The organism is Mesorhizobium sp. B2-3-6 (assembly GCF_006442305.1).
Classification (GTDB): Bacteria; Pseudomonadota; Alphaproteobacteria; order Rhizobiales; family Rhizobiaceae; genus Mesorhizobium.
Genome location: NZ_VFVW01000003.1, coordinates 369,792 through 392,023, shown reverse-complemented (window position 1 = coordinate 392,023; position 22,232 = coordinate 369,792). Strand labels below are relative to the sequence as shown.

The 22,232-nt window shown below is 64.6% G+C and carries 26 protein-coding genes; all 26 read right to left on the bottom strand.

Features of this window, described 5'->3' with window-relative positions:
- Positions 1-215: 215 nt before the first annotated feature.
- Entirely contained in the window at positions 216-482 is a 267-nt protein-coding gene (fliQ, locus tag FJ953_RS11130; protein WP_140496235.1) for a flagellar biosynthesis protein FliQ, read from the bottom strand.
- A 21-nt stretch (positions 483-503) separates the two neighbouring features.
- Positions 504-911 (bottom strand): flagellar hook assembly protein FlgD, encoded by a 408-nt coding sequence (gene flgD / locus FJ953_RS11125; protein WP_140513649.1) that lies wholly within the window; start codon positions 909-911, stop codon positions 504-506.
- A complete protein-coding gene (gene flbT / locus FJ953_RS11120; RefSeq protein ID WP_140496233.1) occupies positions 911-1,351 on the bottom strand; it encodes a flagellar biosynthesis repressor FlbT in 441 nt (146 codons plus the stop codon). The genes flgD and flbT overlap by 1 nt, the downstream gene beginning before the upstream one ends.
- Positions 1,348-1,695 carry a flagellar biosynthesis regulator FlaF gene (gene flaF, locus FJ953_RS11115; protein ID WP_140496232.1) on the bottom strand — a complete coding sequence of 116 codons (348 nt, stop codon included), beginning with the start codon at positions 1,693-1,695 and terminating at the stop codon, positions 1,348-1,350. The genes flbT and flaF overlap by 4 nt, the downstream gene beginning before the upstream one ends.
- A gap of 30 nt (positions 1,696-1,725) precedes the next feature.
- Positions 1,726-2,769, bottom strand: coding sequence for a flagellar hook-associated family protein (locus FJ953_RS11110; protein ID WP_140496231.1), 1,044 nt, complete (start codon positions 2,767-2,769; stop codon positions 1,726-1,728).
- Positions 2,770-2,772: 3 nt separating this feature from the next.
- Positions 2,773-4,224, bottom strand: a complete 1,452-nt coding sequence (gene flgK / locus FJ953_RS11105) for a flagellar hook-associated protein FlgK (protein WP_140560324.1) — start codon at positions 4,222-4,224, stop codon at positions 2,773-2,775.
- Between the two features lie 28 nt (positions 4,225-4,252).
- Positions 4,253-5,509, bottom strand: a complete 1,257-nt coding sequence (locus FJ953_RS11100) for a flagellar hook protein FlgE (RefSeq protein ID WP_140624290.1) — start codon at positions 5,507-5,509, stop codon at positions 4,253-4,255.
- Positions 5,510-5,588: 79 nt separating this feature from the next.
- On the bottom strand, positions 5,589-6,257 hold the full coding sequence (locus tag FJ953_RS11095) for a response regulator transcription factor (RefSeq protein ID WP_140496228.1): 669 nt from the start codon (positions 6,255-6,257) through the stop codon (positions 5,589-5,591).
- Between the two features lie 223 nt (positions 6,258-6,480).
- Positions 6,481-7,068, bottom strand: coding sequence for a lytic transglycosylase domain-containing protein (locus FJ953_RS11090; protein WP_181165242.1), 588 nt, complete (start codon positions 7,066-7,068; stop codon positions 6,481-6,483).
- Positions 6,998-8,365 carry a flagellar hook-length control protein FliK gene (locus tag FJ953_RS11085; protein ID WP_140624288.1) on the bottom strand — a complete coding sequence of 456 codons (1,368 nt, stop codon included), beginning with the start codon at positions 8,363-8,365 and terminating at the stop codon, positions 6,998-7,000. The genes FJ953_RS11090 and FJ953_RS11085 overlap by 71 nt, the downstream gene beginning before the upstream one ends.
- A complete protein-coding gene (locus tag FJ953_RS11080; RefSeq protein ID WP_140556607.1) occupies positions 8,362-9,726 on the bottom strand; it encodes a chemotaxis protein MotC in 1,365 nt (454 codons plus the stop codon). Before FJ953_RS11080 ends, FJ953_RS11085 begins: the two co-directional genes overlap by 4 nt.
- The gene (locus FJ953_RS11075; protein ID WP_140624286.1) at positions 9,723-11,057 is read right to left on the bottom strand and encodes a MotB family protein; all 1,335 of its coding nucleotides are present in this window, start codon (positions 11,055-11,057) and stop codon (positions 9,723-9,725) included. The genes FJ953_RS11080 and FJ953_RS11075 overlap by 4 nt, the downstream gene beginning before the upstream one ends.
- A complete protein-coding gene (locus FJ953_RS11070) occupies positions 11,054-11,674 on the bottom strand; it encodes a hypothetical protein (RefSeq protein WP_140513643.1) in 621 nt (206 codons plus the stop codon). Before FJ953_RS11070 ends, FJ953_RS11075 begins: the two co-directional genes overlap by 4 nt.
- A gap of 3 nt (positions 11,675-11,677) precedes the next feature.
- Positions 11,678-13,327, bottom strand: coding sequence for a flagellar basal-body MS-ring/collar protein FliF (gene fliF / locus FJ953_RS11065; RefSeq protein ID WP_140624284.1), 1,650 nt, complete (start codon positions 13,325-13,327; stop codon positions 11,678-11,680).
- Between the two features lie 124 nt (positions 13,328-13,451).
- Positions 13,452-14,516, bottom strand: a complete 1,065-nt coding sequence (locus FJ953_RS11060) for a flagellin (RefSeq protein ID WP_140496222.1) — start codon at positions 14,514-14,516, stop codon at positions 13,452-13,454.
- Positions 14,517-14,779: 263 nt separating this feature from the next.
- Complete coding sequence (locus FJ953_RS11055) at positions 14,780-15,778, bottom strand: flagellin (RefSeq protein WP_140496221.1); 999 nt, start codon at positions 15,776-15,778, stop codon at positions 14,780-14,782.
- A gap of 214 nt (positions 15,779-15,992) precedes the next feature.
- Positions 15,993-16,724, bottom strand: coding sequence for a flagellar type III secretion system pore protein FliP (gene fliP, locus FJ953_RS11050; protein WP_140513640.1), 732 nt, complete (start codon positions 16,722-16,724; stop codon positions 15,993-15,995).
- Entirely contained in the window at positions 16,721-17,215 is a 495-nt protein-coding gene (locus tag FJ953_RS11045) for a flagellar basal body-associated FliL family protein (protein WP_140496219.1), read from the bottom strand. Before FJ953_RS11045 ends, fliP begins: the two co-directional genes overlap by 4 nt.
- A 21-nt stretch (positions 17,216-17,236) precedes the next feature.
- A complete protein-coding gene (gene flgH, locus FJ953_RS11040) occupies positions 17,237-17,941 on the bottom strand; it encodes a flagellar basal body L-ring protein FlgH (protein WP_140513639.1) in 705 nt (234 codons plus the stop codon).
- The gene (locus tag FJ953_RS11035) at positions 17,938-18,516 is read right to left on the bottom strand and encodes a MotE family protein (RefSeq protein ID WP_181167714.1); all 579 of its coding nucleotides are present in this window, start codon (positions 18,514-18,516) and stop codon (positions 17,938-17,940) included. The genes flgH and FJ953_RS11035 overlap by 4 nt, the downstream gene beginning before the upstream one ends.
- A gap of 3 nt (positions 18,517-18,519) precedes the next feature.
- Entirely contained in the window at positions 18,520-19,761 is a 1,242-nt protein-coding gene (locus tag FJ953_RS11030) for a flagellar basal body P-ring protein FlgI (RefSeq protein WP_140522322.1), read from the bottom strand.
- Positions 19,758-20,282 (bottom strand): flagellar basal body P-ring formation chaperone FlgA, encoded by a 525-nt coding sequence (gene flgA, locus FJ953_RS11025; protein WP_140496215.1) that lies wholly within the window; start codon positions 20,280-20,282, stop codon positions 19,758-19,760. The genes FJ953_RS11030 and flgA overlap by 4 nt, the downstream gene beginning before the upstream one ends.
- 5 nt (positions 20,283-20,287) lie before the next feature.
- A complete protein-coding gene (gene flgG / locus FJ953_RS11020) occupies positions 20,288-21,076 on the bottom strand; it encodes a flagellar basal-body rod protein FlgG (RefSeq protein ID WP_140513636.1) in 789 nt (262 codons plus the stop codon).
- An 11-nt stretch (positions 21,077-21,087) separates the two neighbouring features.
- Positions 21,088-21,411 carry a flagellar hook-basal body complex protein FliE gene (locus tag FJ953_RS11015; protein WP_181168599.1) on the bottom strand — a complete coding sequence of 108 codons (324 nt, stop codon included), beginning with the start codon at positions 21,409-21,411 and terminating at the stop codon, positions 21,088-21,090.
- The gene (gene flgC / locus FJ953_RS11010) at positions 21,408-21,824 is read right to left on the bottom strand and encodes a flagellar basal body rod protein FlgC (RefSeq protein WP_140624282.1); all 417 of its coding nucleotides are present in this window, start codon (positions 21,822-21,824) and stop codon (positions 21,408-21,410) included. The genes FJ953_RS11015 and flgC overlap by 4 nt, the downstream gene beginning before the upstream one ends.
- 2 nt (positions 21,825-21,826) lie before the next feature.
- On the bottom strand, positions 21,827-22,207 hold the full coding sequence (flgB, locus tag FJ953_RS11005; protein WP_140496212.1) for a flagellar basal body rod protein FlgB: 381 nt from the start codon (positions 22,205-22,207) through the stop codon (positions 21,827-21,829).
- Positions 22,208-22,232 lie beyond the last annotated feature (25 nt).

Here is a 22,232-nt window from a genome sequence, read left to right as displayed (position 1 = left end):
TTTGCCGAAACTATGGCATCGTGCCGCAAAGAGCGAACGTCCTGAAAAAAAGATCATGGTCCAACAAGAGGATAGAGGAGGACCACGCAGCCGTGCGGCGTTGCTTCGACGCCGCGCCGCGGATGCAGCCCTATGCCGTACACGGTCCGCATCGGCGACAGCAGGCTGCTGCCGGTAAGTCGTCGGGACAGAACGGGCCGGCTCGCCGCAAGCAGCTAGAACCCGTTTTCAATGCGCTCGAAGACGACGTTGGTGAAGGCCGATATCTGGCTGCCGATGAAGGGACCGGTCAGCGCCGCCACGAGCATGATGGCGACGATCTTCGGCACGAAGGTCAAGGTGATCTCCTGGACCTGCGTCAGGGCCTGGATCAAGGCGATGCCGATACCCACCGCCATGGCGACCAGCACCACCGGGGCGGATGCGGTCAGCACCGTCCACACCGCGTACTGGACGATGTCGAGTGCGTCGGCCTCGTTCATGGGGTCGGCCCGCCGGAGCCGTCAGCTTGCCGCCTTGACCGAGACGCCGGGGCCGACCGCGATCTCGGTGCCGTTGCCCAGCACGGCGATGAGGCCGCTGCTGGCAAGGCGCACGGACGCGACGGTGCCCGTCGTCTTGCCGTCGGCGGACGTTATCGAGCGCCCGATCAGCGCATCGGCCTGCGACAGCGCCGAGGACTGCATGATCTGGTCCAGCTTGGTATTGGTCTGCACAGACTGCTCGACCTGCGAGAAGGTGGCGAGCTGGGCGACGTACTGTGTCGAATCCATCGGCTTGGTCGGATCCTGGTTCTTCATCTCGGCGATCAGAAGCTTCAGGAAGGACTGGTAGTCGACAGCGGTCTTGGAGGTCTGCTGGCTGGCCTGATTGGTGCCAACCGGTATCGTCGTCGTCATGTCCACGGTCATCAGCGTGCTCCCACAGCCAGCGGACGCGAGGCGCCCGGAACGTCGTCATTGCCGCCCAGCGCGCGGCGTTCGAGCGGATAGAGCGACCGGATCGCCTTTAGCGCCTCGTAGATGTGGTCCTCGCCGACCATGCGGTCGATCTGTTTCAGCGCACTGCCGATCTCGGCGTCCTCGAAACTTGCAAGCAGCAGCGGTAGGGAGCGGCGGAACATTTCGCGCGCCTCGCCGGCGCCGGCCGGGTTCATGAGCATCACCTGGAGGATGAAATACAGCTGCTTGAGCGGCGTCGAGGCGTCATCGGCCTGGATCACATGGCTTTCGAGCAGGAACTGCACGTCGTTCATCAATTCGACGGTGACCTTGCGGTCGACGCGGATGACCGCACCGTTGATGTAGATCTTCTCGTTCGGCTTCAGCGATATCTTCAGCGTGTTGGTCATTGAATGCCGTCGCGGATGATCTGGGATACCTCGATCAGTCCCTCGAAATTCTGGGTGCGGCCCTGGCGGATGTCTTCCGCCTCGCGCAGCAGCCAAAGGCCGATCGAAATCAGGTTGGCGCGCAGTTCCTTGGGAAGCGCGTTGTCGTTGGAGCCGAGATCCTCGACAAAGGCGGTCCAGACGCGGTTGGTGAAATGCAGCGCCTCCACTGCCTCCATCGAAGCGGGGCCAAGGGCGGCGGCCGCCGCCAGCATGTCGATCGAGCGGGTCAGCAGCTCCCGTTCACGGTCCTTCGCATCGGCGACAGAGGTGCTCTGGATGTCGGCGTAGGAGAATTGGTACATCGTTGGCTCTACCGTTCCGGTTCAGAGTTGTCAGGTCAGGTAATTCAACAGGCTGAGCTGCTGGAGCCGCGCCGTCAATGCGAAGGAGGTCTCGATGTGCTGCGTCAGGTCGGCGACGCGGGTCGCGGCTTCGGCCGGGTCGACCGCTTCGAGATCGAGGATGTGGCGCTCGAACAGGTCGACCTGCGTCTTCATGCGGTCGACGGCGTCGGACACGCGCTTCTGGACGATACCGGTTTCGGACTGAACCTGGCCGATGCCGCTGAGCGCTTCGCCAACCAGCGACTGCGAGCGGCCGACGATGGTGTCCTTCGCCGCCTGGCTGATGTTGGTCGACATCAGGCTGGAGACCATGGCCGCCGCCATGGCGAGCTTCTTGATGCCGTCGCTGTTGGCGCTGGTCGAGGTCGCGGTGGTTTCGTTGAGCGCGATGCGGCTGACGATCTGCTGGTCGGTGGCGTTCGACCAGTTGGCCTGCCAGCCCGAACCGAAGAACTGCGGCTCGACGTCGTTGGTGATGAAATCGTCCATCTGGGCCGCGGTGATGTTTGCCGCGGCGGGGTCATCCGGCGTGAAACCGAAATTGGCGACGAAGGAGGCGTCGAAGGCAGCCTTGGCGGGTGATCCGGCCGCTGTGAAATCGTTGATCGGCTTGACGTCGGTGTTGGTGCCGGCAAACAGATACTCGCCGTTGACGCTGGTGTTGAGGATCGAGGCGAGCTGCTGGACGGCCGTCTTGCCGGCCGACTGGGTGAGGTTGGCGGAAGAATCGCCCGACGTTGAGGTGGTCAGGCTCGACAGCAAGGTCTGCGCGACGCTGGAGAGCTGGCCGAGCGAGGTCTGCGTCGAGGAGAGCCGGGCGGCCACCAGGCCGTTGGAATCGATAATGACATTGAGCCGGTCGAGATCGCGCGAGAAGGTTACGGACTGGGCGGTGCGTCCGCCCAGTGCCAGGCCGACATCGGCGACCCTGCCGGTGGAGGACTCCTTCGTGGCTTTGACGAGCTCGGCCTGCATGCGCATCTGCTGATAGCGCATGGCGTTCGAGAGAGCGGCCGAAGAGACTGAGGTCATGGATTATCCCACCGCGCTGAGCAGAGCCGCCAACATGTCGTCGACGGTTTTCATCATTCGGGCCGATGCCTGATAGGTATGTTCGAGATCGAGAAGCAGTGACATTTCCTGGTCGACATTGACGCCGGTCGCGTTGGACAGCGCCTCGGCGCTGCGCGACGCCAGGGCTTGCTTGGCGTCGGCTGCGGTCGAAGCCTGCTGGCGCACGCCCTGGAGCCAACCGATCGAATTGGCGGCATAGTCGGCAACGCTCGACGTCGCCGAAATCCCGGCGGCGGGGTCGAATGTCATCGGCTGATCGAGCCGGTCGCCATAGGCGACCAGAAGGCTGGAATAAGAGGCGCCGCCAGTGTTGACGACATAGGCCGCGCCGTTGGCGCCGCCGTCGCGCAGCAGTGCCGGATTGCCGCCGACACTTGGATCCATGGCGGCATTGACGCTGATCGTGCCGGCAAGGCCATTGACCAGCGTGCCAGCGGCCGGCACCGCCGGCGCGCCCGACCAGGTGAACAGCCCGGCGGCGTTGGGCATTGACGGCGCGGTCTCGGCGAAGGCCGTGATCAGGCCGCGCGCGGTCTCGTCGAGCTGGCTCTGCATGGTCGAGGCGACGCCATCGCGCAATTGCAGCAAACCGGCAAGCTTGCCGCTAGCGCTGGTGTTGCCGCCGGTTCCCGCCGAGATCGGCACATTATCGATGTAGAGGGCATTGCCGACGGTACCGGCGCTGTAGCCGGAGGATGGGGCGAAGCTGACCGTTCGCGGGATGGTTTCGAACAGCGTCGTGCCGTCACCCGTGGTGATGACCATGTCATTGTCGCCGCGCGTGAAGGTGGAGACCGGAACATAGTCCGAGATCTTCTTCAAAAGCGCGTCGCGCTGGTCCAGCGCATCGGACACGTCGGTGCCGGAGCGCGTGCCTGATATGACAGCCTGGTTGGCATCCTGGAACTGGCTGAGCAGCGAGTTAAGATCGTCTACCGCGGTGGCGATCTGGCCGTCGGTCTGGGTGCGAAAGTCCTGAATGGCCCTGGAGCCTTCGTTCAGGGAACGCACGACCTGCTTGGCTGCGTCGATGACGCTGGAGCCGAGATTCTGGTTCGAGGGCGAGGTGGCATAGAGCTGCAGCGCCTGCTGCAAATTGCCGATCGCGGTCGAGGGAGAGGACGCATTGTCAACGCCATTGACCGAAACATCCAGCTGATCCAGGCCGCTATAGAGCGCGTTTTGGCCGCTGTACGCCGACAGGGCGCTGAGATTCTGGCGGAAGAGCAGGTCGTTGGCTACGCGCTGGATATCAACCGAGCGCGCGCCCGGCGCCGTGCTGGTGACGACGGCGATGCGGCGCGTATAGTCCGGATTGGAAGCGTCGGCGACGTTGCGCGAGACAACGCTGGTCTGCCGAGCGGTGTTCATAAGCGCCGATTGGGCGATGCTCAATGCGGTGGAAAGCGACATGCGGGTCTTTCACGGGCGTTGCCCGGTTTTATCTCTTCAGGTTGACAAGGACGTCCATCAGGTCGGAACCGGTCTGGAAGACTTTCGAATTGGCGGTGTAGCTGCGTTGCGCCGCGATCATGTTGGTCAGTTCCTCGGCGATATCGACGTTCGAATTCTCGAGCGCGCCGGAGATGATGGAGCCGAGCTTGCCTTCATTGGCAAAGCCGACGCGGACCGCGCCGGATTCGGTGCCCTGCGAGTACACATTGCCGGGCAGCGCGGTGAGCTGGTCGGGACTCTGCACATCGGCCAGCGGGATCTTGTAGAGCGGCTTGGTGGAGCCGTCCTTGTACTGGGCGTAGATGGTGCCGTCCTTGCTGATCTGCACCTTGTCGATGGTGCTCGGCGCGTTGCCGTTGACCTGAGCGTCCGAAACCGTGAAGCCGGTGCCGAGCTGAGTCAATGCCGACAGATCCAACGAAAAGGCGCTGCCGTTGGGCACGGTGAGCGAGACGCTGTCGACGGCGCCGGTGAGCTTGCCCGTGGTCGTGTCGAAGGTCAGGTTGGCCGAGCCCAGCGCGCCGCCGGCGTAGGGGAATGACGTTCCGGCGGTCGCCTTCGACTGGTCGAAGACCGACACCTGCCAGGTGCCGGCGCCGGTGTTGGTGAAATAGACGTCGAGCAGCTTCTTGTTGCCGAGATTGTCATAGGCGACCATCGAGGATTTCGAGGTGTACTGCGCGCCTGCGGCGTTGGTGGTGGGCAGGTTGCCTGCCGCGACCGGCGTCGCGCCTGCGGGCAAGTTGCCGCTGTAGAGACCCTCGGTGCTCGGGGTCGCGGTCATTCCCTGGTCGGAGATGACGACCGGGACCAATCCTTCAAAACCGTTCACCGTCGCCGCCGGCACGCCATTTTCGTAGCTGTAGGCCATCAGCTGGAAGCCGGCCGAGTTGACGAGCCTGCCCTGTCCATCGGGAACGAAGGCGCCGGCGCGGGTCAGGAAAGGCGTACCGCTCGGGTCCTGGACGACAAAGAAGCCGTCGCCGCTGACGGCAAGATCGGAGACAGAGGTGGTGTATTGGAGCACGCCGGGATCGCTGACCGCCTGCCGGATCGTGGTGGTGATGCCGCCGGAATTATAGGCGCCGCCCGTCGAGGGCATGACCAGCGTTGAAAATTCGGCGGAGGACCGCTTGTAGCCGGTGGTATCGGAATTGGCGATGTTGTCGGCTGTCGTCGACAGACGGTTGGCCTGCGCGTTCATGCCGGAAACGCCGGTCCGCATCATCCCGTAGAGGCTCATCGAAATGTCTCCGCAATGTCCATGCCATTGGCAGCGAGGCTACGCGTCCTGTCTTGCGCGAGGCTGGCGCGGCGGTGCATCAGAACACCAGCCGGTAACCGAGGAAGCGCTTGGAATCGATCGGATCGGTGCCCAGCTTCTCGCGCAGCTTCTTGCGCAGCTTGCTGATGTGGCTTTCCACCACGTTCTCCTCGACCTCTTCGTCGAAGATGCCGTAGATGGCGTTGAATACTTGGGTCTTGGTGACGCGGCGGCCGCGATTGCTTGCCAGATATTCGAGAATGCGGCGCTCACGGCGCGGCAAGGGAAGCGGCTGGCCATTGATTTCGGGGTCGCGGCCATCCATGAAGATGCGCATGGCGCCGATCTCGGTAAAGGCGGCATCCTCGTTGGCGCGGCGGCGGATGGCTGTTATGCGAGCCAGGATCTCGCGGATATGGACCGGCTTGCGGATGACGTCATCGACACCGCTCTCGAACAGCCGCAACGTGTTCTCCAGCGAATGCTGCTCGCTGAGAGCAATCACCGGGGCTCCGGTGCGGTCGCGGATCTGGCGCGGAGAGATCGCGCCTTCGCGGCAGTCGCCGATGAGGAAGGCCCGGACCGAGCGCAGATCGGCATCGGCCGCCGAGTTCACCCACTCGCCGAATTCGCCGGAAGCGAAGCCCGCGCAGGCGATGCCCTCGCGGTCAAAAAGTGAATTGTATCCGTCTGTCACGAGCTCTCGCTCGTCAACGATAACGATCATCGGCCCCGCCTCCGAATCAGCTCATCTGCCCCGTGAGGGAAAGCCGTATCCGCTGGCAGGAATCCTGAACAACCGTCATTTCTTGTAACTAGTTTCTTGGGAGTCTGGAATCGCATCGGTTGCATTAGCATGGGGTGAGATATGCTTGGTGCTCCAAGTCCCGGCCAAGTCGAAGCGCAACGCCGAGACCTTGCGACTGATTGCATGAGATGCAACAATACACTCATGGGTTGCAGAACGTGCGGGCGTTGCCGGTCCATTTGCCGAAGCCGGTGGCCACCATGTTTGATATCACGCGGCAGACATAGACCTTCTGCGCCGGGTCGTTGTCGGGCCCCGCGTGATAGCGGGCGACGGCCATCGACCAGGTCACGTGACGGGCATGAAGGCTGGCCAGGAAACGCGCTGCATAGTCGACGTTCTGACGCGGATCTAGCATGTCCTCGACGCTGCGGAAATGCGCGCCGTGGTAGTGGTGATTGATTTGCATGCAGCCGAGATCGATCAGCGTCTTGCCCTCGCGTCGGGCATTGGCGAAGGTGGCAAGAGCTTCGGCGCGGCTTGTCGGGAAGACTGCTTTTCCTTCTATATTCAATGCGTTGGGCTGCAAGCTTCCCTTCTTGCCGGTCTCGGTCAAGCCGACGGCATAGAGGATGCCGGCCGGCACGCCATAGTGGTCGGCGGCGCGCAGGATCTCCGGTTCGCAAGCATTGGCGGCGGCAGCGGCGGCGCTCGCAAGACTAGATAAAGATATCGCCGCCAGCGCGCTCGCGAGAAGGCGAAGCGGGGCGGCCGTGTGCTTGCGCGTCATCATTGTGTCTTCCGGCGGATTGCTGGCCCGGTTGCTGGCCGCCGGCGCCGCTGTTGCCGCCGCCGGAATTCCCGGGTTGAAAGGACGACTGGTCGCGGCCCGCCGCCGTCTGCAAGGATGCGGTCGCATCAGTGCGGGTCGTTGCGGGGACCGCTACCGAAGGTTGTAGTATCGTGACCTTGTCAACCTCGAAGCCGAGTCCGCGCAGGGACTTGACGATGGCATCGCTATCAGAGGACAGCCGGTGGTAGGCGTCATGTGTTTGAGGCTTCAACTCAATCGAAAGTTGTTCTCCGGAGAGGCGAAGATTGGCGGTGACCATGCCAAGCTCGGCCGGATGAAGTTCGATCTTCAACACATGTGTCGCGGCGGCAACAGGGCCTGTCAGTTGCGCGGTTGCGGAGTGTGTCGAAAGCGTCGTTTTCGGGCCGCCATCGGCTGTTATGGCGCCGATCACGTTGAGGGCGGCCTGGCTCACCGGCGCCTGCGGCGGGGCAGGGAAGCTGCGCTCGGAAACCACGTCGATGCGTCCTGCCGCCGAAGGTTGTTTTCCGGGCTCGGACGGCAACGAGGACTGAACATCGGCGATGGACCTCAGCTGCGGTGCCGCGTGCTTCGGATCCACGCCCGGCACTTCGGCCGGCGCCGTCTGGGGCAGCGGCCCGGCCGCGATCGTATTATCGCGTTTTGGCGTGCCGGCGGCGTCGTTGACGGTCTGGCCATCGAGCTTGGTCAGCGCCCCATCGACGAGCGATGTCCGCTCGGGCTTCGACATCGGTTCGAGGTCATCATGCCCGGCGGCGGATTTCGGCCGGTAGGCCTTCGGCAGGAACTGCCCGTCGAGCGCCGGTTCCTGTCCGGTTTCGCTCGTATCGGCCGGTCTGGCCGATGTCGAGAAATGGCGCAGGTCATGGAACGCGATCAGCAACGGCAGATGGTCCTCGAGCGGCGTCGTACCTGTCTCGGCCGCTGCGCCATCGGCGTCCTTGTCCGTCTCGGCGGTCTTGTCGTCCCTGGCTGCTTTCGCGGCCAGCATTCCGCTGGATGGGATCCTTGCCTTGCCAGCCGGCAGTGGCTCGTCCTTCTGCCCGGCAGGACCGGCGGCAAGCCTGCTCCAGCGCTCATCGCGCGATTCGGCCCCGGCTGCCGGATGCTTGTCCGGGTGGGCCGGGCCGGCCTTGTCGTCCAGCATCTTGCCGAAACCCGTGTCGTCATTCTTTCCGGTCGCCGCCGGCTGTTCCGCCGTCGTGCGCGCGGTGGTGATTCCCGGCAGCGCCGGACCGAGGCTGGGGGTCATTTCGGAGCGGCTCCAAGCATCTGGTCGATCAGGTCGAGCTGTCGACGGGTTTTGACCATCGCGGCATCGGTCGGGTCTGACGTGTCGGTGCTGGCCGCGGCCGCCGGCGCCGATGCCGGCAGGACAGTTGCCGCATCGCCCGGAGCCGGCGGGTTCGGCGCAGCTGCCACTGTGTCGCCGGATGGCGCGACGGCCGGCTGTTCGGAGACAGCACCCTCGACGGGCGGCAATCCGGCGGCGTCGGTGGACTGCGCGGCGGCAGGCTCGGGCTCGTGCGATGGTATGACCTCTGCAGGTGCCGGGCTGGCGGTCGGAAGGGAAGCGGGCGGCGCCACCACTTCGCCGGCGATGGCCTCGGCGGCGTCGAGCAGCGCGCGGTCGCCGTCCGACAGCCGGCTGCGGTCGATCTTGCCCAGCTTGGCGCGCACGTCCTCGATGGTACCCGATGTCACGGTGGACAGGCTTGAGTAGAGCAGGGCGCGCGGATCGCCCTGATTGGTGTTGCCGTCGCGGCCTTGCTCGGCCCGCGCCGAGGCGAAGGCGGACAGTTCGTTCAGGCCGTCGATCGCGGCGCGGCGGGCGATGCGCAGATAAATGACCTTCTCGCGCTCGGGATCCATCATTGAGGTGATATCGGCCAATTTGTCCTGGCTGATCGACATGTGCAGCTCAATCACGCCCGAGACGAAGGAGTCGGCGAACTGGCTGGCATAGGGCGAATAGAGATAGCGCTCGACATATTGTGTGGAGGCAAGCGCAAAGCGCGCCGCGTCGCGCTGCGCGACCGCAATGCCGACCGAGCGGCGCAATGCCGCCTCCTCGACCAGTGTCCCGGGGCCGAGCAATTTCGCCTCGTCGAGCAGCACCAGCGCCGCGGCCGGCTGGTCGCTGGCGAGCAGCGAACCCTTGACCAGGGCAAGGAAGGCGGCGAGGTCGCTGGGCTCCGCCATCGGATCGACCGGCTTCAAGGCTTCGATGGCCTCGCCGGGGCGGCCGTTCAGGTAATCGATGACGCCCCTGGCAAGGGCTAGGTCCCGCGCATCGGCGGTGGCGCGCGACACGGCCGCCTCGACGGTCACCGGGTTGCCGCCGCTCATGCCGTAGACCAGCAGCGCGCGAAAATTCTTCGGATCCCTGAAATCGTCCTTGTCCGCCTCGCGCAAGCGCGTATCGATCATCTCCAGCAGCTTGGACTGCATCGGCAGCGCGGCGTGGTCGCCGACGGCGATACGGTCCTGAATAAGCTGCAGCGAGCGCACCAGCTGATAGGGTTGCAACGAATCCTGCGCGAGGGCGGCCGTAGGCTGGCCGGCCAACAGCAAAAGGCCCATCAAGCGGCTGGTGAAGACCGCCCGCCTCATCCGCCGGTCGCCATCAGTATCTCGATGCGGCGGTTCACCGCCGACAGCGGATCGGCGGGGTCCTTCGGCTGGCGGTCGGCGAAGCCGGCGACTTCGGTGATGCGGCGCTCGTCGACGCCGCCGCGCACCAGCATGTAGTACGCCGAATGCGCGCGCGCCGTCGACAGCCGCCAATTGTCGTAGCCGGCGCTGCGGAACGGCCGCGCGTCGGTGTGGCCGTTGATGCTGATCGTGCCCTTCTGGCTGTTGACGATGTGGCCGATCTTTTCCATCGCGAGCACCAGCTCACGGCGCGGCATCGCGGAGCCGACCTCGAACATGCCGAAGTCAAGCTGGTCGGTGATCGAGATGAGGACGCCCTTGTCGGTGGCTTCGACCGAGACGCCGTCGTGCAACTTGTCGCCAGGTTTGAAGGCCTCGGCCAGCTGCTGCCTGACATCGGCCGCAGCCTTAAGCGCGGCCGCGCCCGGCTTCTTTTCGCCGGCATCGGGCTTGGCCGCCTCCTGGGCGGCGGCAACCCTGGCGTCCGCGGGCCCGGCGGCGCCGGCTTTCGCATCACCCGCCTCGGCGATTGCCGTTGTGGCCTTGCCGTCCTTTGCCAGAGGTTCAAGCGGCGCCGCGATGACCGGCGGCGCAGGCGGCACGGCCTTGACCTTGGCGACCTGCGCCTCGGCGGCCTTGTCGCCGGGCTTCACCGGATCACCTTCGATCCTGGCGCGCTGCGCGCTGGCCTCGGCGCCCGGCGAGGCCACCTGCTGAGACCAGAAATCAGGCTCGAACGGATCGCGATAGGAGGCGCCGCCGGAAGCGCCCGTTGCCGGGCCGGCACTCTGCGCGCCGCCATCGCCCTTCTGGCTGACGTTCTGCATGATGCCGGTGTTGGTGGCGATTTCCGAAAGCACCGCGTAGGGATCGGCGAACAGGTGTTCGTCGGACTGCTCGGACTGCTGCGGCTCCTGCTTTTCCTTTTTGGGATCGGATGAACCCGCGCCGCCGGCTCCATCCTGTCCGGCCTTGGTGGCCGCCTCTTCCGGATTGTCGGCGGTCAGCCCGATGGCGCGCGGACCGTCGCCGAGATCCTCCAGGCCCTTGCGGCTCGACGTGCGGTCGACCAGCTTGACCGGATTGAAATAGCTGGCGACCGCCGCCTTGGTCTGTTCGTTGGCGGCGTTGATCAGCCACATGACCAGGAAGAAGCACATCATGGCCGTCATGAAGTCGGCGAAGGCGATCTTCCAGACGCCACCGTGATGGCCCTCCTCGTGGTCGTCATGGCCACGACGCACGATGATGATCTCGTGCCTGGCCTGATCGGCATCGGCGACGCTCATGCCAACACCTGGGAGAGCGTTGCCGACCATTCGGCCATGCGCGTCTCGAACACCGCTTCGTCGATGGAGACCGTGAGATCGAAGCCGGGAGCTTCGATGAAGTCGAGATTGGCGGCGCGCGCTCCGAGCGATGCCTTCAGCGCTTCGAAAAGGGAAAGCGGGCCGCGAACGACTATGCGCACCGCTTCGCCATCGCCGACCGCTTCGCGGACCGCACCGGCAAGCGCTTCAAGCGAGCGCTTTTGCAGGTCGTCACTGACGATGCCGCCGATGATGCGGGCGACCGTGGCGGCGACGAGGTCCGTCACGCGCGCCTCCATGGCATCAATGCGCAGCGAGACCGCCTCGCCGACATCGCCGCCGAAGCTCTCGAGAAAGGCCTTCGCTTCCTCGGCATTCGCCCGGCGTTCAGCGTCCATCGCTGCTTCGTGGGCAGCCGCAAGCCGCTCGCCAAGCGCTGCCTCCGCCTGGGCGACCGCTTCGGCGATCAGCGTGCCGATATCGGCTTGAGGCACGGCTGCTTCCGGCTCGTGCTCGGCGGCGGCCCTCGGCTGGCTGACACGTTGCGGGCGCGGGCCGAAATCCGGCAGGAGATCGAAAAGGGCTAGGGAAGGCATGGACTACACCGCGACTTCCTGGGCCGCCCATTTGCGCAGGATCTGCGCTGTGCGCTCCTCGTTGAGGTCGACCATGCGGGCAAGCCGCTCCTGCGGCGCGGGCCTGATCTTCTGGCGCAGGTCGTCGAGCGGCGTGGAGCCGGCCCGCACGCCCGGCAAGGCGCCGACGGCCGAGCCGGCTTCGGCGGAAGCCGTGCCCTCTGGCGTCGGCAGCGAGCGCTGGACCTCGTCGAAATTGGGACCGGCTATGGACGGCGTCGCCTTTGCTGTCAGGGCCGCCGCCATCGGGCGCAGGCCGAAGAAGGCCACCAGGAACACCACGACGATGAAGGCGCCGGCATTGATCAGCGTGCCGGCGTGCTGGCCGACGGAATCGAGCATTCCGGCCTGCGGGATCGCCTCGCCGTCGAGCCCGTCGATGAACTCGACCGCCGAGACGTCGATGACATCGCCGCGCTTGTCGTCGAAGCCGGTGGCAGAGGTCACCATCTTCTGGATGTCGGCGACGCGCTTGGCGATCTGTTCGGGCGTGGCGTCCTTGCCCAGGATCGCCTTCAGCCGATCCTGGTTGACGACCACGGCGATAGACATCTTGGTGAGGCTGTAGCCGTTGGAGACGGTGGCGATCTTCTTGGAGTTGATCTCGTAGTTGGTGATCTCTTCCCTGCGGTCGTTCTGCGAGGAGGATTGCGGACCCTCGGTGGCGGTCGTCTGCGTCTCGGGCAGGTTCTGCTCGACGCTGGCCGGGGTGGAGGCCTGCTTCTGGTTGTTGTTCTCGTTGGCGCGCACCGACTGCACCGAACGCTCGACGCGCGACTCCGGATCGAAGATCGTCTCCTCCGTCTGGCGGGTATCGGTGTTGACGTCGGCCTTGACGCTGGCGCGGAAATTGTCCGGGCCGAGATACGGGGTGAGGGCGCGCCGGATGTTGTCGCCGATCTGCGCCTCGACGGTTTGTTCGACGCCAAGCGTGCGGGCGGCACTTGTGTTGGAGGGATCATCTCCCGCCGCCAGCAGATTGCCGTTGGAATCGAGCACCGTCACCTTGTCGGCCGACAGGCCGGGAACGGCGGCGGCGACGAGATGGCGGATCGACATGGCGCTTTTCTCGGCGTCGATGCCGGCGTAGCGGATGACGACCGACGCGGAGGGCTGCTGCTCGTCGCGGCGGAAATTGGCACGCTCGGACATAACGATATGGACGCGCGCAGCCTTGACGCCCGCGATCGACTGGATGGTGCGCGATATTTCGCCCTCCAGCGCGCGCACACGCGTGATCTGCTGCATGAAGGAGGTCAGGCCGAGCGAGCCGACATTGTCGAACAGTTCATAGCCGGCATTGGCGCTGGTCGGCAGGCCCTTTTCGGCAAGCAGCATGCGGGCCTGCGCGGTGGTGCCGGCCGGGACCAGGACCGAGGTTCCGTCGGAGCCGACGTCGAAGCCGATGCCGGCCTCGCCCAGCACGAGGCCGATCTGGTTCACGTCGGCGCGGTCGAGCCCGACATAGAGCGTGTCGTAGGCCGGACGGTTGAGATAGACGGAAGCGACACCGATGACGCTCATCACCAATGCGGCGATGCCCGCCAGCATGGCCAGGCGCTTCACGCCAAACCCGCGGAGATTCGCGATGATGCTCTGGATCTGTTCCGGCACGGTCGACTACTCCCAGCATGACTGTCCGCTGGAACACTAGCCCTCGAAGCTTGTGCGAAAATGAAATCGGGCCGCGCTCGGCGCGCGGCCCGTCAACCTTGAGGTGAAGACGTCGAGTGGGCGGTTAGCTCTTGAACAGCGACAGGATCGACTGCGAGGAACTGTTGGCGATCGACAGCGACTGGATGCCGAGCTGCTGCTGCACCTGGAGCGCCTGAAGGCGGGTCGATTCCTTGTTCATGTCGGCGTCGACGAGCTGGCCGACACCGCGGTCGATGGAGTCCATCAGGCTCTGCGTGAAGGTCTTCTGCAGGTCGATGCTGCTCTTGGCCGAACCGAGGATGGTGGCGGAATCGGTCAGCTGGCTCATGACGTTGTCGATCTTGGTGATCATCTGGGTGATGATGTCGTCGGTCACGCCCGCCGCAGTGATGTCGAGATTGTAGGCGGAAATATTGTCGACCTTGGCAACCGCCCCCGCCGCGGTCTGGCCGGCGGTGTTGGCTGCGATATCCGTTGATCCACCCGCGATCGATGCCGCATAGGCGGTGTCATACAGGGTCTGCGCGGCCGCGGTCGAATAGACCGATGTCTTGCGGTCGAGAATGCCCTGGTTCTTGACCTCGCCGGCGAGACCGGAATCGAAAAGCTTGGTGCTCTCGACATCGATGTCAATCGTCCCGAGTTGGACGGCGCCGGACGAGGTGCGGTTGAACGAGGACACGATCTTGGAGTCGGGCTGGACGCCGTCATTGGCGGCCGACACCTGCTTGGAGATCACCGACAGGAAATTCGAACCGGAGAAGGTGGCGGCGTCGGCAAAGGATTTCATCTGCGCCTGAAGCGCCGTGATTTCGGTCTGCGTCTTTGCCTTGGCGGCATCCGTCTGGCCGACGGTCGAAAGCAGCTTGGTTTTGATCTTGCCGATCGTGTCCAGCACATTGTTCATGCCGGTATAGGCGGTGTCGACCTTCGAGGCGCCGAGGCCGAGCGCATCCTGCACGGTCGAGAGCGCCTGGTTGTCGGAGCGCATGGTGGTGGCGATCGACCAGTAGGCGGCGTTGTCGGAGGCTTCGGAGACGCGATAGCCCGTCGAGACGCGGGCCTGTGTCTGCTCGAGCGACTTGTTGGTGGCGTTGAGGCTTTGAAGTGCAGTCAACGCCGCAGCGTTCGTCATGATGCTCGCCAAGAAACTCGCTCCTTCTCTAAGCCGGCATGCCCACAGGCCTGGTCGGCCTGCCCATCGGCTGCGATCGTGCCGGTCGGGCCGATTCGACAACCTGTCGTAAGCTATTGGTTAACCATAGCTAGCGCGATATGGTTAACGCCCTGTTAAAAGTCAGCTTTCGACAGTTAAGGAACGAGGATTGCGCGGGGCTGGAGCAAACGCAATCGGGCCGCGCTTTTGGCGCGGCCCGATATCTTGGTGCTGTTCGTGGATGGTGAAGGCGATCAGCCGCGGAAGAGCGACAGGATCGACTGCGACGAACCGTTGGCGATCGACAGCGCCTGGATGCCGAGCTGCTGCTGAACCTGCAGGGCCTGGAGGCGGGTCGATTCCTTGTTCATGTCGGCATCGACGAGCTGGCCAACGCCGCGGTCGATGGAGTCCATCAGGCTCTGCGTGAACGTCTTCTGCAGGTCGATGCTGCTCTTGGCGGCGCCGAGCGTGGTGGCGGCGTTCGTCATGTCCTTGAGCGCGGCGTCGACGACGTTCATCATCCCCGAGATCTGGTCGTCGCTGAAGCCCTTGCCCGTTGCGGAGTCGAAGATCTTCAGGCTGGCGACCGAATAGGTGTCGCCGGCCGCAACGGTAGCACCAGCAGCCGGAGTAGCCGCCGTGGCGGTGACGCTGCCGTCGGTGCCCAGACGCGCGGCGTCGAGGATGCCCTTCGCGGTGCCGGCCGTGGTACCCGCCTCGTACAGCTTGGTGCTTTCCACGTTGACGTCGATCGTCGAGATCGATACCGCGCCGGAAGCGTCACGGTTGAAGGCCGAAACGATCTTGATGTCCGCCACGGACGTGCCCGTGCCGCTGTCCACGGACAGCATGTTGGTGCCGGAGAAGCTGGCGCCATCGGCATAGGCCTTCAGCTGCTTCTGAAGGGCGGCGATTTCGGTCTGGGTCTTTTCCTTGTCGGCATCCGTCTGGCCGTAAGAGGCGGTCAGCTTGGTCTTGATCTGGTTGATGGTGTCGATCGCGCTGTTCATGCCGGTGTAAGCGGTATCGACCTTCGAGGCGCCGAGGCCGAGCGCGTCCGAAACGGTCGACATCTGCTGGTTGTCGGAACGCATCGTGGTGGCGATCGACCAGTAAGCGGCGTTGTCCGAAGCCTGGGAAACGCGATAGCCCGTCGAGATGCGGGCCTGGGTGGTTTCGAGGTTCTTGTTGGTGGCGTTCAAGCTCTGCAGCGCGGTCAGCGCCGAGGCATTGGTCATGATACTGGCCATGTCTACTCGTACCTTACTTTTTACAGGTGTTTTTTGACATACCGGATTGGCCGGTATGACGGAGCGGCATCATGCCAATGATCTGTCTGAGACCCGATCACCCGCCATCTGCGGGGAATATGGCGGCAAGTCCCTACCAAAGGACTAAACCGGACGGTTAATCGAAAAATATTGTCGAAAAAAACGGGAGGGCGCGGTTCGGCGCCGGGCGCGATCAGTTGAAGGAGCGCACCAGGCTGCCGACGAGCAGGTTCCAGCCGTCGATCAGGACGAAGAACAGGATCTTGAAGGGCAGCGACACCACCGTCGGCGGCAGCATCATCATGCCCATCGCCATTGTGATGGTGGCGACGATCAGGTCGATGACCAGGAACGGCAGCACGATCAGGAAGCCGATCTCGAAGCCGCGCCTGATCTCGGAGATCATGAAGGCGGGCACCAGGATGCGCAGGTCGACGGTTTCCTTCGCAACGGTCTGGCCGCGTTCGCGCGCGAGGTCGGCGAACAGGTCGAAGTCCTTGTCGCGCACATTGTGCAGCATGAAGGTGCGGAAGGGATCGGAAATCTTCTCGAAGGCCTCGGTTTGGCTGATCTGGTTGTCCATCAGCGGCTTGACGCCGGTATTCCAGGCCTGGTCGAAGGTCGGCGCCATGACATAGAAGGTCATGAACAGTGACAGCGAAATGAGGATAAGGTTCGCCGGCGTCGACTGCAGGCCGATGCCGGCGCGCAGGATCGAGAAGGCGATGACGAAACGGGTGAAGCTCGTCACCATGATCAGCAGGCCCGGCGCCACCGAAAGCACGGTGAGCAGGCCGAACATCTGGATGATGTAGCCGACGGTGGTGCCGTCGGCCTTACCGATGCCGCCGAGGTCCAGTTGCTGGGCCGTCGCGATCGATGTGGCGGCGCCGAGCAGCGCCGCGGCAAGAAGAAATTTCTTCATTCGAGCAGCAACGTCCTGATGAGTACCTGCTTGGCATGCCCCTGGCTGCGGATCGAGGCGCGCTCCTCGATATCGGCCTTCAGGTGCTGATAGCCGCTGGCGCCTTCTATCTGGTGCATCTTCAGGGTGCGCACGAAGGCCAGAAGATCCTGATGGATCTCATCCGACATTGCCGGCGGCTGCGGCGCGTCGTAGACCACCGACACTTCCATCCTGATCCAGGTCTCGGCGGGCGAGGCGATGTTGGTGGTGATCGGCGCCAGCGCGACGAGTGACGGTCCCGTGCCGGGCTCTTGCGCGTCGGCGGGCTTGGGCACCTTGCCCTCGTTTTCCGGCGCGACGGGTACCGATGCCGGTGCCCCCACACCCTTGAGATAGCCGCCGGACAGCCAGCCCATGCCGATGGCGGCAGCCGTCACCAGGAGCAGCATGGCGCCCTGGACGGCAAGGGAAGGACCCTTGCGAGACGGAACCTGTTCGACGCTGGCCACGGTGCTGCGGTCTCCAATGCCTTAGAACGGAAGAACCTGGTCGAGGATCTGCTGGCCGTAGGCCGGCTGCTGGACCTCGCTGACGCGGCCGCGGCCGCCATAGGAGATGCGCGCCTCGGCGATGCGTTCATAGGAGATGGTGTTCTCCGCGCCGATATCCGACGGGCGCACCATGCCGGCGATGGTAAGCACCCTGAGCTCATAATTGACACGCACTTCCTGCGAGCCCCTGATCATCAAATTGCCATTGGGCAGGACTTCGGTGACGACGGCAGCGACGTTGAGCTCCAGGTTCTCCGAGCGCTTGATCTCGCCGTCCGCATTGGTTTCGGTGCTGGAGCTCAGGCCGGCGTCGCCCTTGCCGCTCGTGCTCTTGTCTTCCCATCCGAGCGTGACGTCGTAACCCAGCTTGCGCGAGGCGGTGCGGCTCCTGTCGTTCTGGTTCTTGAAGTTGGCCTTGTCGTTGAGCTTGATCCTGACGGTGAGAATGTCGCCTTCGCGCAACGCCCTGGGGTCGGTGAACAGCCGGCTCTGGCGATCGTCCCACAGCGAGAATTTCTTGACCGGCGCGGCAGGCGGCTCAGGATAGCTGTAGGGCGAAGCTCCTTCACTGCCGATGCCGGAACCGACCGGCGACAGTGAAGGCTCCCTGCCGATCTCCTTGAGATTGGTGCCGCAGCCGGACAAAGCTGCGACCGCGCACAGGATGAGCGTTCTGCGGATCATGACGGATCTACCCTTCGGGCTGCGCTGGCCATGATGCCGGTGAGCGTCGCCGCCGCCTTCTGGTCCATTTCGTTGAGGATGACGCCGGCCTTGCGCGAATCCAGCTTCATCAGGATGGCCGCGGCGAGATCGGCATTGACGATGGCCAGGCGCTCGGCCGCCGCGTCGGGCTTCATGCCGGCATAGATCTTGACGACGCTGTCCTCGGCCCGGGCCAGGAACACCTCGCGCCGCTTCAGCCAGGTCTCGTATTCGGCCCGCTTTTCGTCCAGTGCCTTCATGCGTTGGTCGATGCCGGCCTGGAGCTGTTTCAACTCCTCCGCCTGCAACACGTAGCGGCGGTCGCGGGCGGCGTCGGCTATGTTGGAGCAGAAGCGCTCGATCTCGCTTTGGTCGGGAGCCTTCTCCCGGGCCAACAGCTGCGGCGCGGGTGCGGGCGGCGCCCCCGGCAGGACCTGGCGGACGGCTTCCTCGGCATGCACGCCGCTGGAAAAGGCCGCCAGAGCGCAGGCCGCGAACAGGATCGCGGCGGGGCGGCATCCTTGATGGAATGAGGGGAAGAAGATCATCGGCATCGCCTATTGGAGAACCAGATCGGCTTGCAGGGCGCCGGCCGACTTGATGCCTTGCAGGATGGCAATGATGCCGTCGGGCTTCACGCCGAGGCGGTTGAGACCGGAAACAAGGGTTTGCAGGTCGGGGCCGTCGAGCACGGCGACGCGTGCGTCGGGCCGGCTGGCGTCGATGGCGGTAAACGGCTCGACGGCGGTTTCGCCCTTGGAGAAGGGTTCGGGCTGCACGACGCGTGGTGCTTCGGTGATGCGCACCGTCAGCGTGCCGTGGCTGATGGCCACGCGCGAGATCTTGACGTCGTTGCCGATGACTATGGTGCCGGTGCGCTCATCGATGACGACGCGGGCCGGCGTATCGGATTCGACCACCAGGTTCTCGATCTCAGCGTAGAAGCGGGCCGCCGAGACGCTTTTCGGCCGTCTGATCTGCACGGTGCGGGAATCGCGCTCGGCCGCCACGCGCATGCCGAAGCGCTGGCTGGTGTAGTCATTGATCGCGTCGGCGATGCGAATGGCGGTCGAGAAATCGGGATTGCGCAGCTGCAGCGTCAGTATCGGCTGGTCATCGAACTCGGCCTTCACGGCACGCTCGATGATGGCGCCGTTCGGCACGCGGCCCGCGGTCGGGACGCCTTGCGTCAACTGCTCGGCCTGACCCTGGGCGGTGAAGCCCGAAACGATGACCGCGCCCTGGCCGACGGCATAGATTTCGCCGTCCGCCGCCTTCAGCGGCGTCATGATCAGCGTGCCGCCGGCGAGCGAGGTGGCGTCGCCCATCGAGGAGACGTCGATGTCGATGCGCGCGCCCGACTGTACGTAGGGCGGCATGTTGGCGGTGACGATGACGGCGGCGACGTTCTTGGCGCGCGCTCTGCCGCCTTCGGTGGCGATGCCGAGATTCTCCAGCATGGCGCGGATCGACTGTTCGGTGAACGGCGAGTTGCGCAAGCTGTCGCCCGATCCGGCGAGGCCGATGACCAGGCCGTAGCCGACGAGCTGGTTGTCGCGCGAACTCTGCAGCTGCGCGATGTCCTTGATGCGCGAGGCGACCTGGCCCGGCGGCAGCGAGCTTGGCCCGGGCGAGACGCGGAACATGCGCGTGGTGGTGGCCGGATCATATTCAGGATCGTCATAGACGCCGCCATTCCTGGCGGCGAGTTCGCGCTTGGCCTTGGGCGTGAGGCCGTCGGCCAAGGCAGGCTGCAGGCCGAGCGCGGCTGCAAGCAGAAGAGCAAGCGGACGCATCATGAAGCGCTGACCTGGATGGTTCCGTCGGCCATCACCGTGCCGGAGAGAATCTTGCCGCTGTCGCTGTTGCGAACCTTGATGAGATCGCCGGCCGAGCCTGGCTGCAAGGTCACGGCGGTGGCCGATATCGTCAATCCGCCGGCGATGAAGAAGACCTGCACGGCTGCGCCCTGCTCGACCAGCCAGGCGTCGCGAATGGCGGCGGCGGGGATGTAGCGGCCGGGCAGCAGCGTGCGCTTGGCGATCTTGCCCTGGAGTTCCTCGGCAAGGGTGGCCACCGCGTCGGGCTTGTGCTTGCCGGGGATGAGGGTCACCTGCTTGAGGGCCGCGAGCTCGATGGTCTCGCCGGGATAAATGACCCGGTTTGGGATCAGCACGACCTCGCCGGCAGGCTGGCTGCTGGCGATCTGCGTTGCCGACCGGTTGGCCGCGTCCTGCGCGAAAGCCGGCATGCCGCCGGTCACCAGCGCAAGGACGAGCGCGGTGCGGCGGAACGCGGAGCAGGAGACCGGACCGGCCATTGTCGTTACCTGATGTTCTTGGAGACGACCGAGGCCATGTCGTCGGCGGCCTGGATGACCTTGGAATTCATCTCATAAGCGCGCTGCGCCGAGATCAGTTCGGTAATTTCCTTGACCGGGTCGACGTTGGAGGCCTCGAGATAGCCTTGCTGGATGGTGGCGAAGCCGGGATCGCCGGGCACGCCGGCATTGGCCGGGCCAGAGGCGGTCGTTTCCTGGAACAGATTGTCGCCGAGCGGCGCCAGTCCCGCTTCGTTGGCGAAGTTGACGATCTGGAGCTGGCCGAGATTCTGCAGGTCGGTCTGGCCATCGATGCGGGCGAAGACCTGGCCCGTCTTGTTGACGATGACCTCGACGGCGTCGACCGGGACGTTGATCGCTGGAATGACGCTGGCGCCGTCCACCGTCACCAGCTGGCCTGTGGCGTTGGTGTTGAAGGCGCCGGCGCGGGTGTAGAGCGTGCCGCCGTCGGCGCCTTCGATCTGGAACCAGCCCCTGCCGGTGAGCGCCATGTCGAAACTGTTGCCGGTGCTGGTCAGTTCGCCCTGGGTGTGGACGTTGCGCACGGCGGTGGTCTTGACGCCGAGGCCGATCGAGACGCCCTCCGGCACCAGCGAAGCGTTGGAGCGGTTGGGCACGCCTTGCGTGCGGTCGACCTGGTAGAGCAGGTCGGAGAATTCGGCCCGCGCCCGCTTGTAGCCGGTGGTGTTGATGTTGGCGATATTGTTGGCGATGACTTCCAGATTGGTCTGCTGGGCGTTCATGCCGGTGGCGGCGATGGCGAGTGCTTTCATGGCCGAACTCCTCAGATGCCCATGCGGCTGACTTCGAGATAGGCCGAAACGACCTTGTCGCGGATGGCGACGGCGGTCTGCAGCGCCTGCTGGGCGCTCATCACGGCATCGACGACCTGACGGGTGTCGGCGTCGCCCTTGAGCGCCTGGACCGAGACCTGCTCGGCGTTCTGCAGCGTGTTGACGGTCTTTGTGGCCGCCTGGCTCAGCGCCTCGGCGAAGGAGGTGCCGAGGTTGCCTGCGGTCGCGGGCGCAACGCCGCCCTGAAGCAGCTCAGTCGCCGTGTCGCCAAGTCCAGGCTTCAAGTTGAGCGCGCCGATGCCGTTCACGATCATTGGTTCCTCATCAGGTCGATGGTCATTGAAATGAGATCGCGCGCCTGCTTCACGACTTGCAGGTTGGCCTCGTAGGAGCGGTTGGCCTCGGTCATGTCGGCCATTTCGATCAGCACGTTGACGTTGGGCATCTTGACGTAGCCCTTGTCGTCGGCGGCCTCGTTGCCAGGCTGGAATTCCACGGGAAAATCGGTGGGATCGCGGTCGATCGAGTTCACTTCGACCGTTGAGCTGCCAGTGGTCCGGTCGAGCTCCGAGACGAAGCTGATGGTCTTGCGGCGATAGGGGTCGGAGCCGGGGGTGGTGCCGGTCGACTGGGCATTGGCGAGGTTTTCGGAAACCACGCGCAGCCGCTCCGACTGGGCGCCGAGGCCGGAGGCTGCTACTTTGAGGGCTGCTGTGAGCGCGTCCATGGTCAGCTCTTCACCGCCATCATCATCATCGAATGGAATGCCTTGACGATTGCCGTGTTGAGCTCGAAGGAGCGGCGCACCTCACCGGCCTTGAGAAGCTGGTCCTCGAGCACGACGGTGTTTTTGGACGGCATGACGACGCCGTCGTCTTCCTGTGGCTTGATCGCGAAACCGGCATTGGTCGCGGCGCTGCCGAGGTGTCCGGCCTGTGTCGTCTGCAACGACACCGCCGCGCGGTCGAGCACCTTTTCGAACGGCTCGACATCGTTTGCCGTATAGCCCGGCGTGTTGGCGTTGGCGATGTTGCCGGCGACCGCCGACTGACGCACGGCCAGCCATTGCGCCTGCTTGGCGGCGAGATCGAAAAGAGAAACGGGCTCCATGGGAATCTCCGGGCGTGTGCCCAAA

Bases quoted from the DNA above. Each gene is read 5' to 3' on its own strand.
- fliQ (WP_140496235.1), bottom strand. From the start codon at position 482: ATGAACGAGGCCGACGCACTCGACATCGTCCAGTACGCGGTGTGGACG.
- flgD (WP_140513649.1), bottom strand. From the start codon at position 911: ATGACCGTGGACATGACGACGACGATACCGGTTGGCACCAATCAGGCC.
- flbT (WP_140496233.1), bottom strand. From the start codon at position 1,351: ATGACCAACACGCTGAAGATATCGCTGAAGCCGAACGAGAAGATCTAC.
- flaF (WP_140496232.1), bottom strand. From the start codon at position 1,695: ATGTACCAATTCTCCTACGCCGACATCCAGAGCACCTCTGTCGCCGAT.
- FJ953_RS11110 (WP_140496231.1), bottom strand. From the start codon at position 2,769: ATGACCTCAGTCTCTTCGGCCGCTCTCTCGAACGCCATGCGCTATCAG.
- flgK (WP_140560324.1), bottom strand. From the start codon at position 4,224: ATGTCGCTTTCCACCGCATTGAGCATCGCCCAATCGGCGCTTATGAAC.
- FJ953_RS11100 (WP_140624290.1), bottom strand. From the start codon at position 5,509: ATGAGCCTCTACGGGATGATGCGGACCGGCGTTTCCGGCATGAACGCG.
- FJ953_RS11095 (WP_140496228.1), bottom strand. From the start codon at position 6,257: ATGATCGTTATCGTTGACGAGCGAGAGCTCGTGACAGACGGATACAAT.
- FJ953_RS11090 (WP_181165242.1), bottom strand. From the start codon at position 7,068: ATGACGCGCAAGCACACGGCCGCCCCGCTTCGCCTTCTCGCGAGCGCG.
- FJ953_RS11085 (WP_140624288.1), bottom strand. From the start codon at position 8,365: ATGACCCCCAGCCTCGGTCCGGCGCTGCCGGGAATCACCACCGCGCGC.
- FJ953_RS11080 (WP_140556607.1), bottom strand. From the start codon at position 9,726: ATGAGGCGGGCGGTCTTCACCAGCCGCTTGATGGGCCTTTTGCTGTTG.
- FJ953_RS11075 (WP_140624286.1), bottom strand. From the start codon at position 11,057: ATGAGCGTCGCCGATGCCGATCAGGCCAGGCACGAGATCATCATCGTG.
- FJ953_RS11070 (WP_140513643.1), bottom strand. From the start codon at position 11,674: ATGCCTTCCCTAGCCCTTTTCGATCTCCTGCCGGATTTCGGCCCGCGC.
- FJ953_RS11055 (WP_140496221.1), bottom strand. From the start codon at position 15,778: ATGGCCAGTATCATGACCAATGCCTCGGCGCTGACCGCGCTGCAGAGC.
- fliP (WP_140513640.1), bottom strand. From the start codon at position 16,724: ATGAAGAAATTTCTTCTTGCCGCGGCGCTGCTCGGCGCCGCCACATCG.
- flgH (WP_140513639.1), bottom strand. From the start codon at position 17,941: ATGATCCGCAGAACGCTCATCCTGTGCGCGGTCGCAGCTTTGTCCGGC.
- FJ953_RS11035 (WP_181167714.1), bottom strand. From the start codon at position 18,516: ATGCCGATGATCTTCTTCCCCTCATTCCATCAAGGATGCCGCCCCGCC.
- FJ953_RS11030 (WP_140522322.1), bottom strand. From the start codon at position 19,761: ATGATGCGTCCGCTTGCTCTTCTGCTTGCAGCCGCGCTCGGCCTGCAG.
- flgA (WP_140496215.1), bottom strand. From the start codon at position 20,282: ATGGCCGGTCCGGTCTCCTGCTCCGCGTTCCGCCGCACCGCGCTCGTC.
- flgG (WP_140513636.1), bottom strand. From the start codon at position 21,076: ATGAAAGCACTCGCCATCGCCGCCACCGGCATGAACGCCCAGCAGACC.
- FJ953_RS11015 (WP_181168599.1), bottom strand. From the start codon at position 21,411: ATGATCGTGAACGGCATCGGCGCGCTCAACTTGAAGCCTGGACTTGGC.
- flgC (WP_140624282.1), bottom strand. From the start codon at position 21,824: ATGGACGCGCTCACAGCAGCCCTCAAAGTAGCAGCCTCCGGCCTCGGC.
- flgB (WP_140496212.1), bottom strand. From the start codon at position 22,207: ATGGAGCCCGTTTCTCTTTTCGATCTCGCCGCCAAGCAGGCGCAATGG.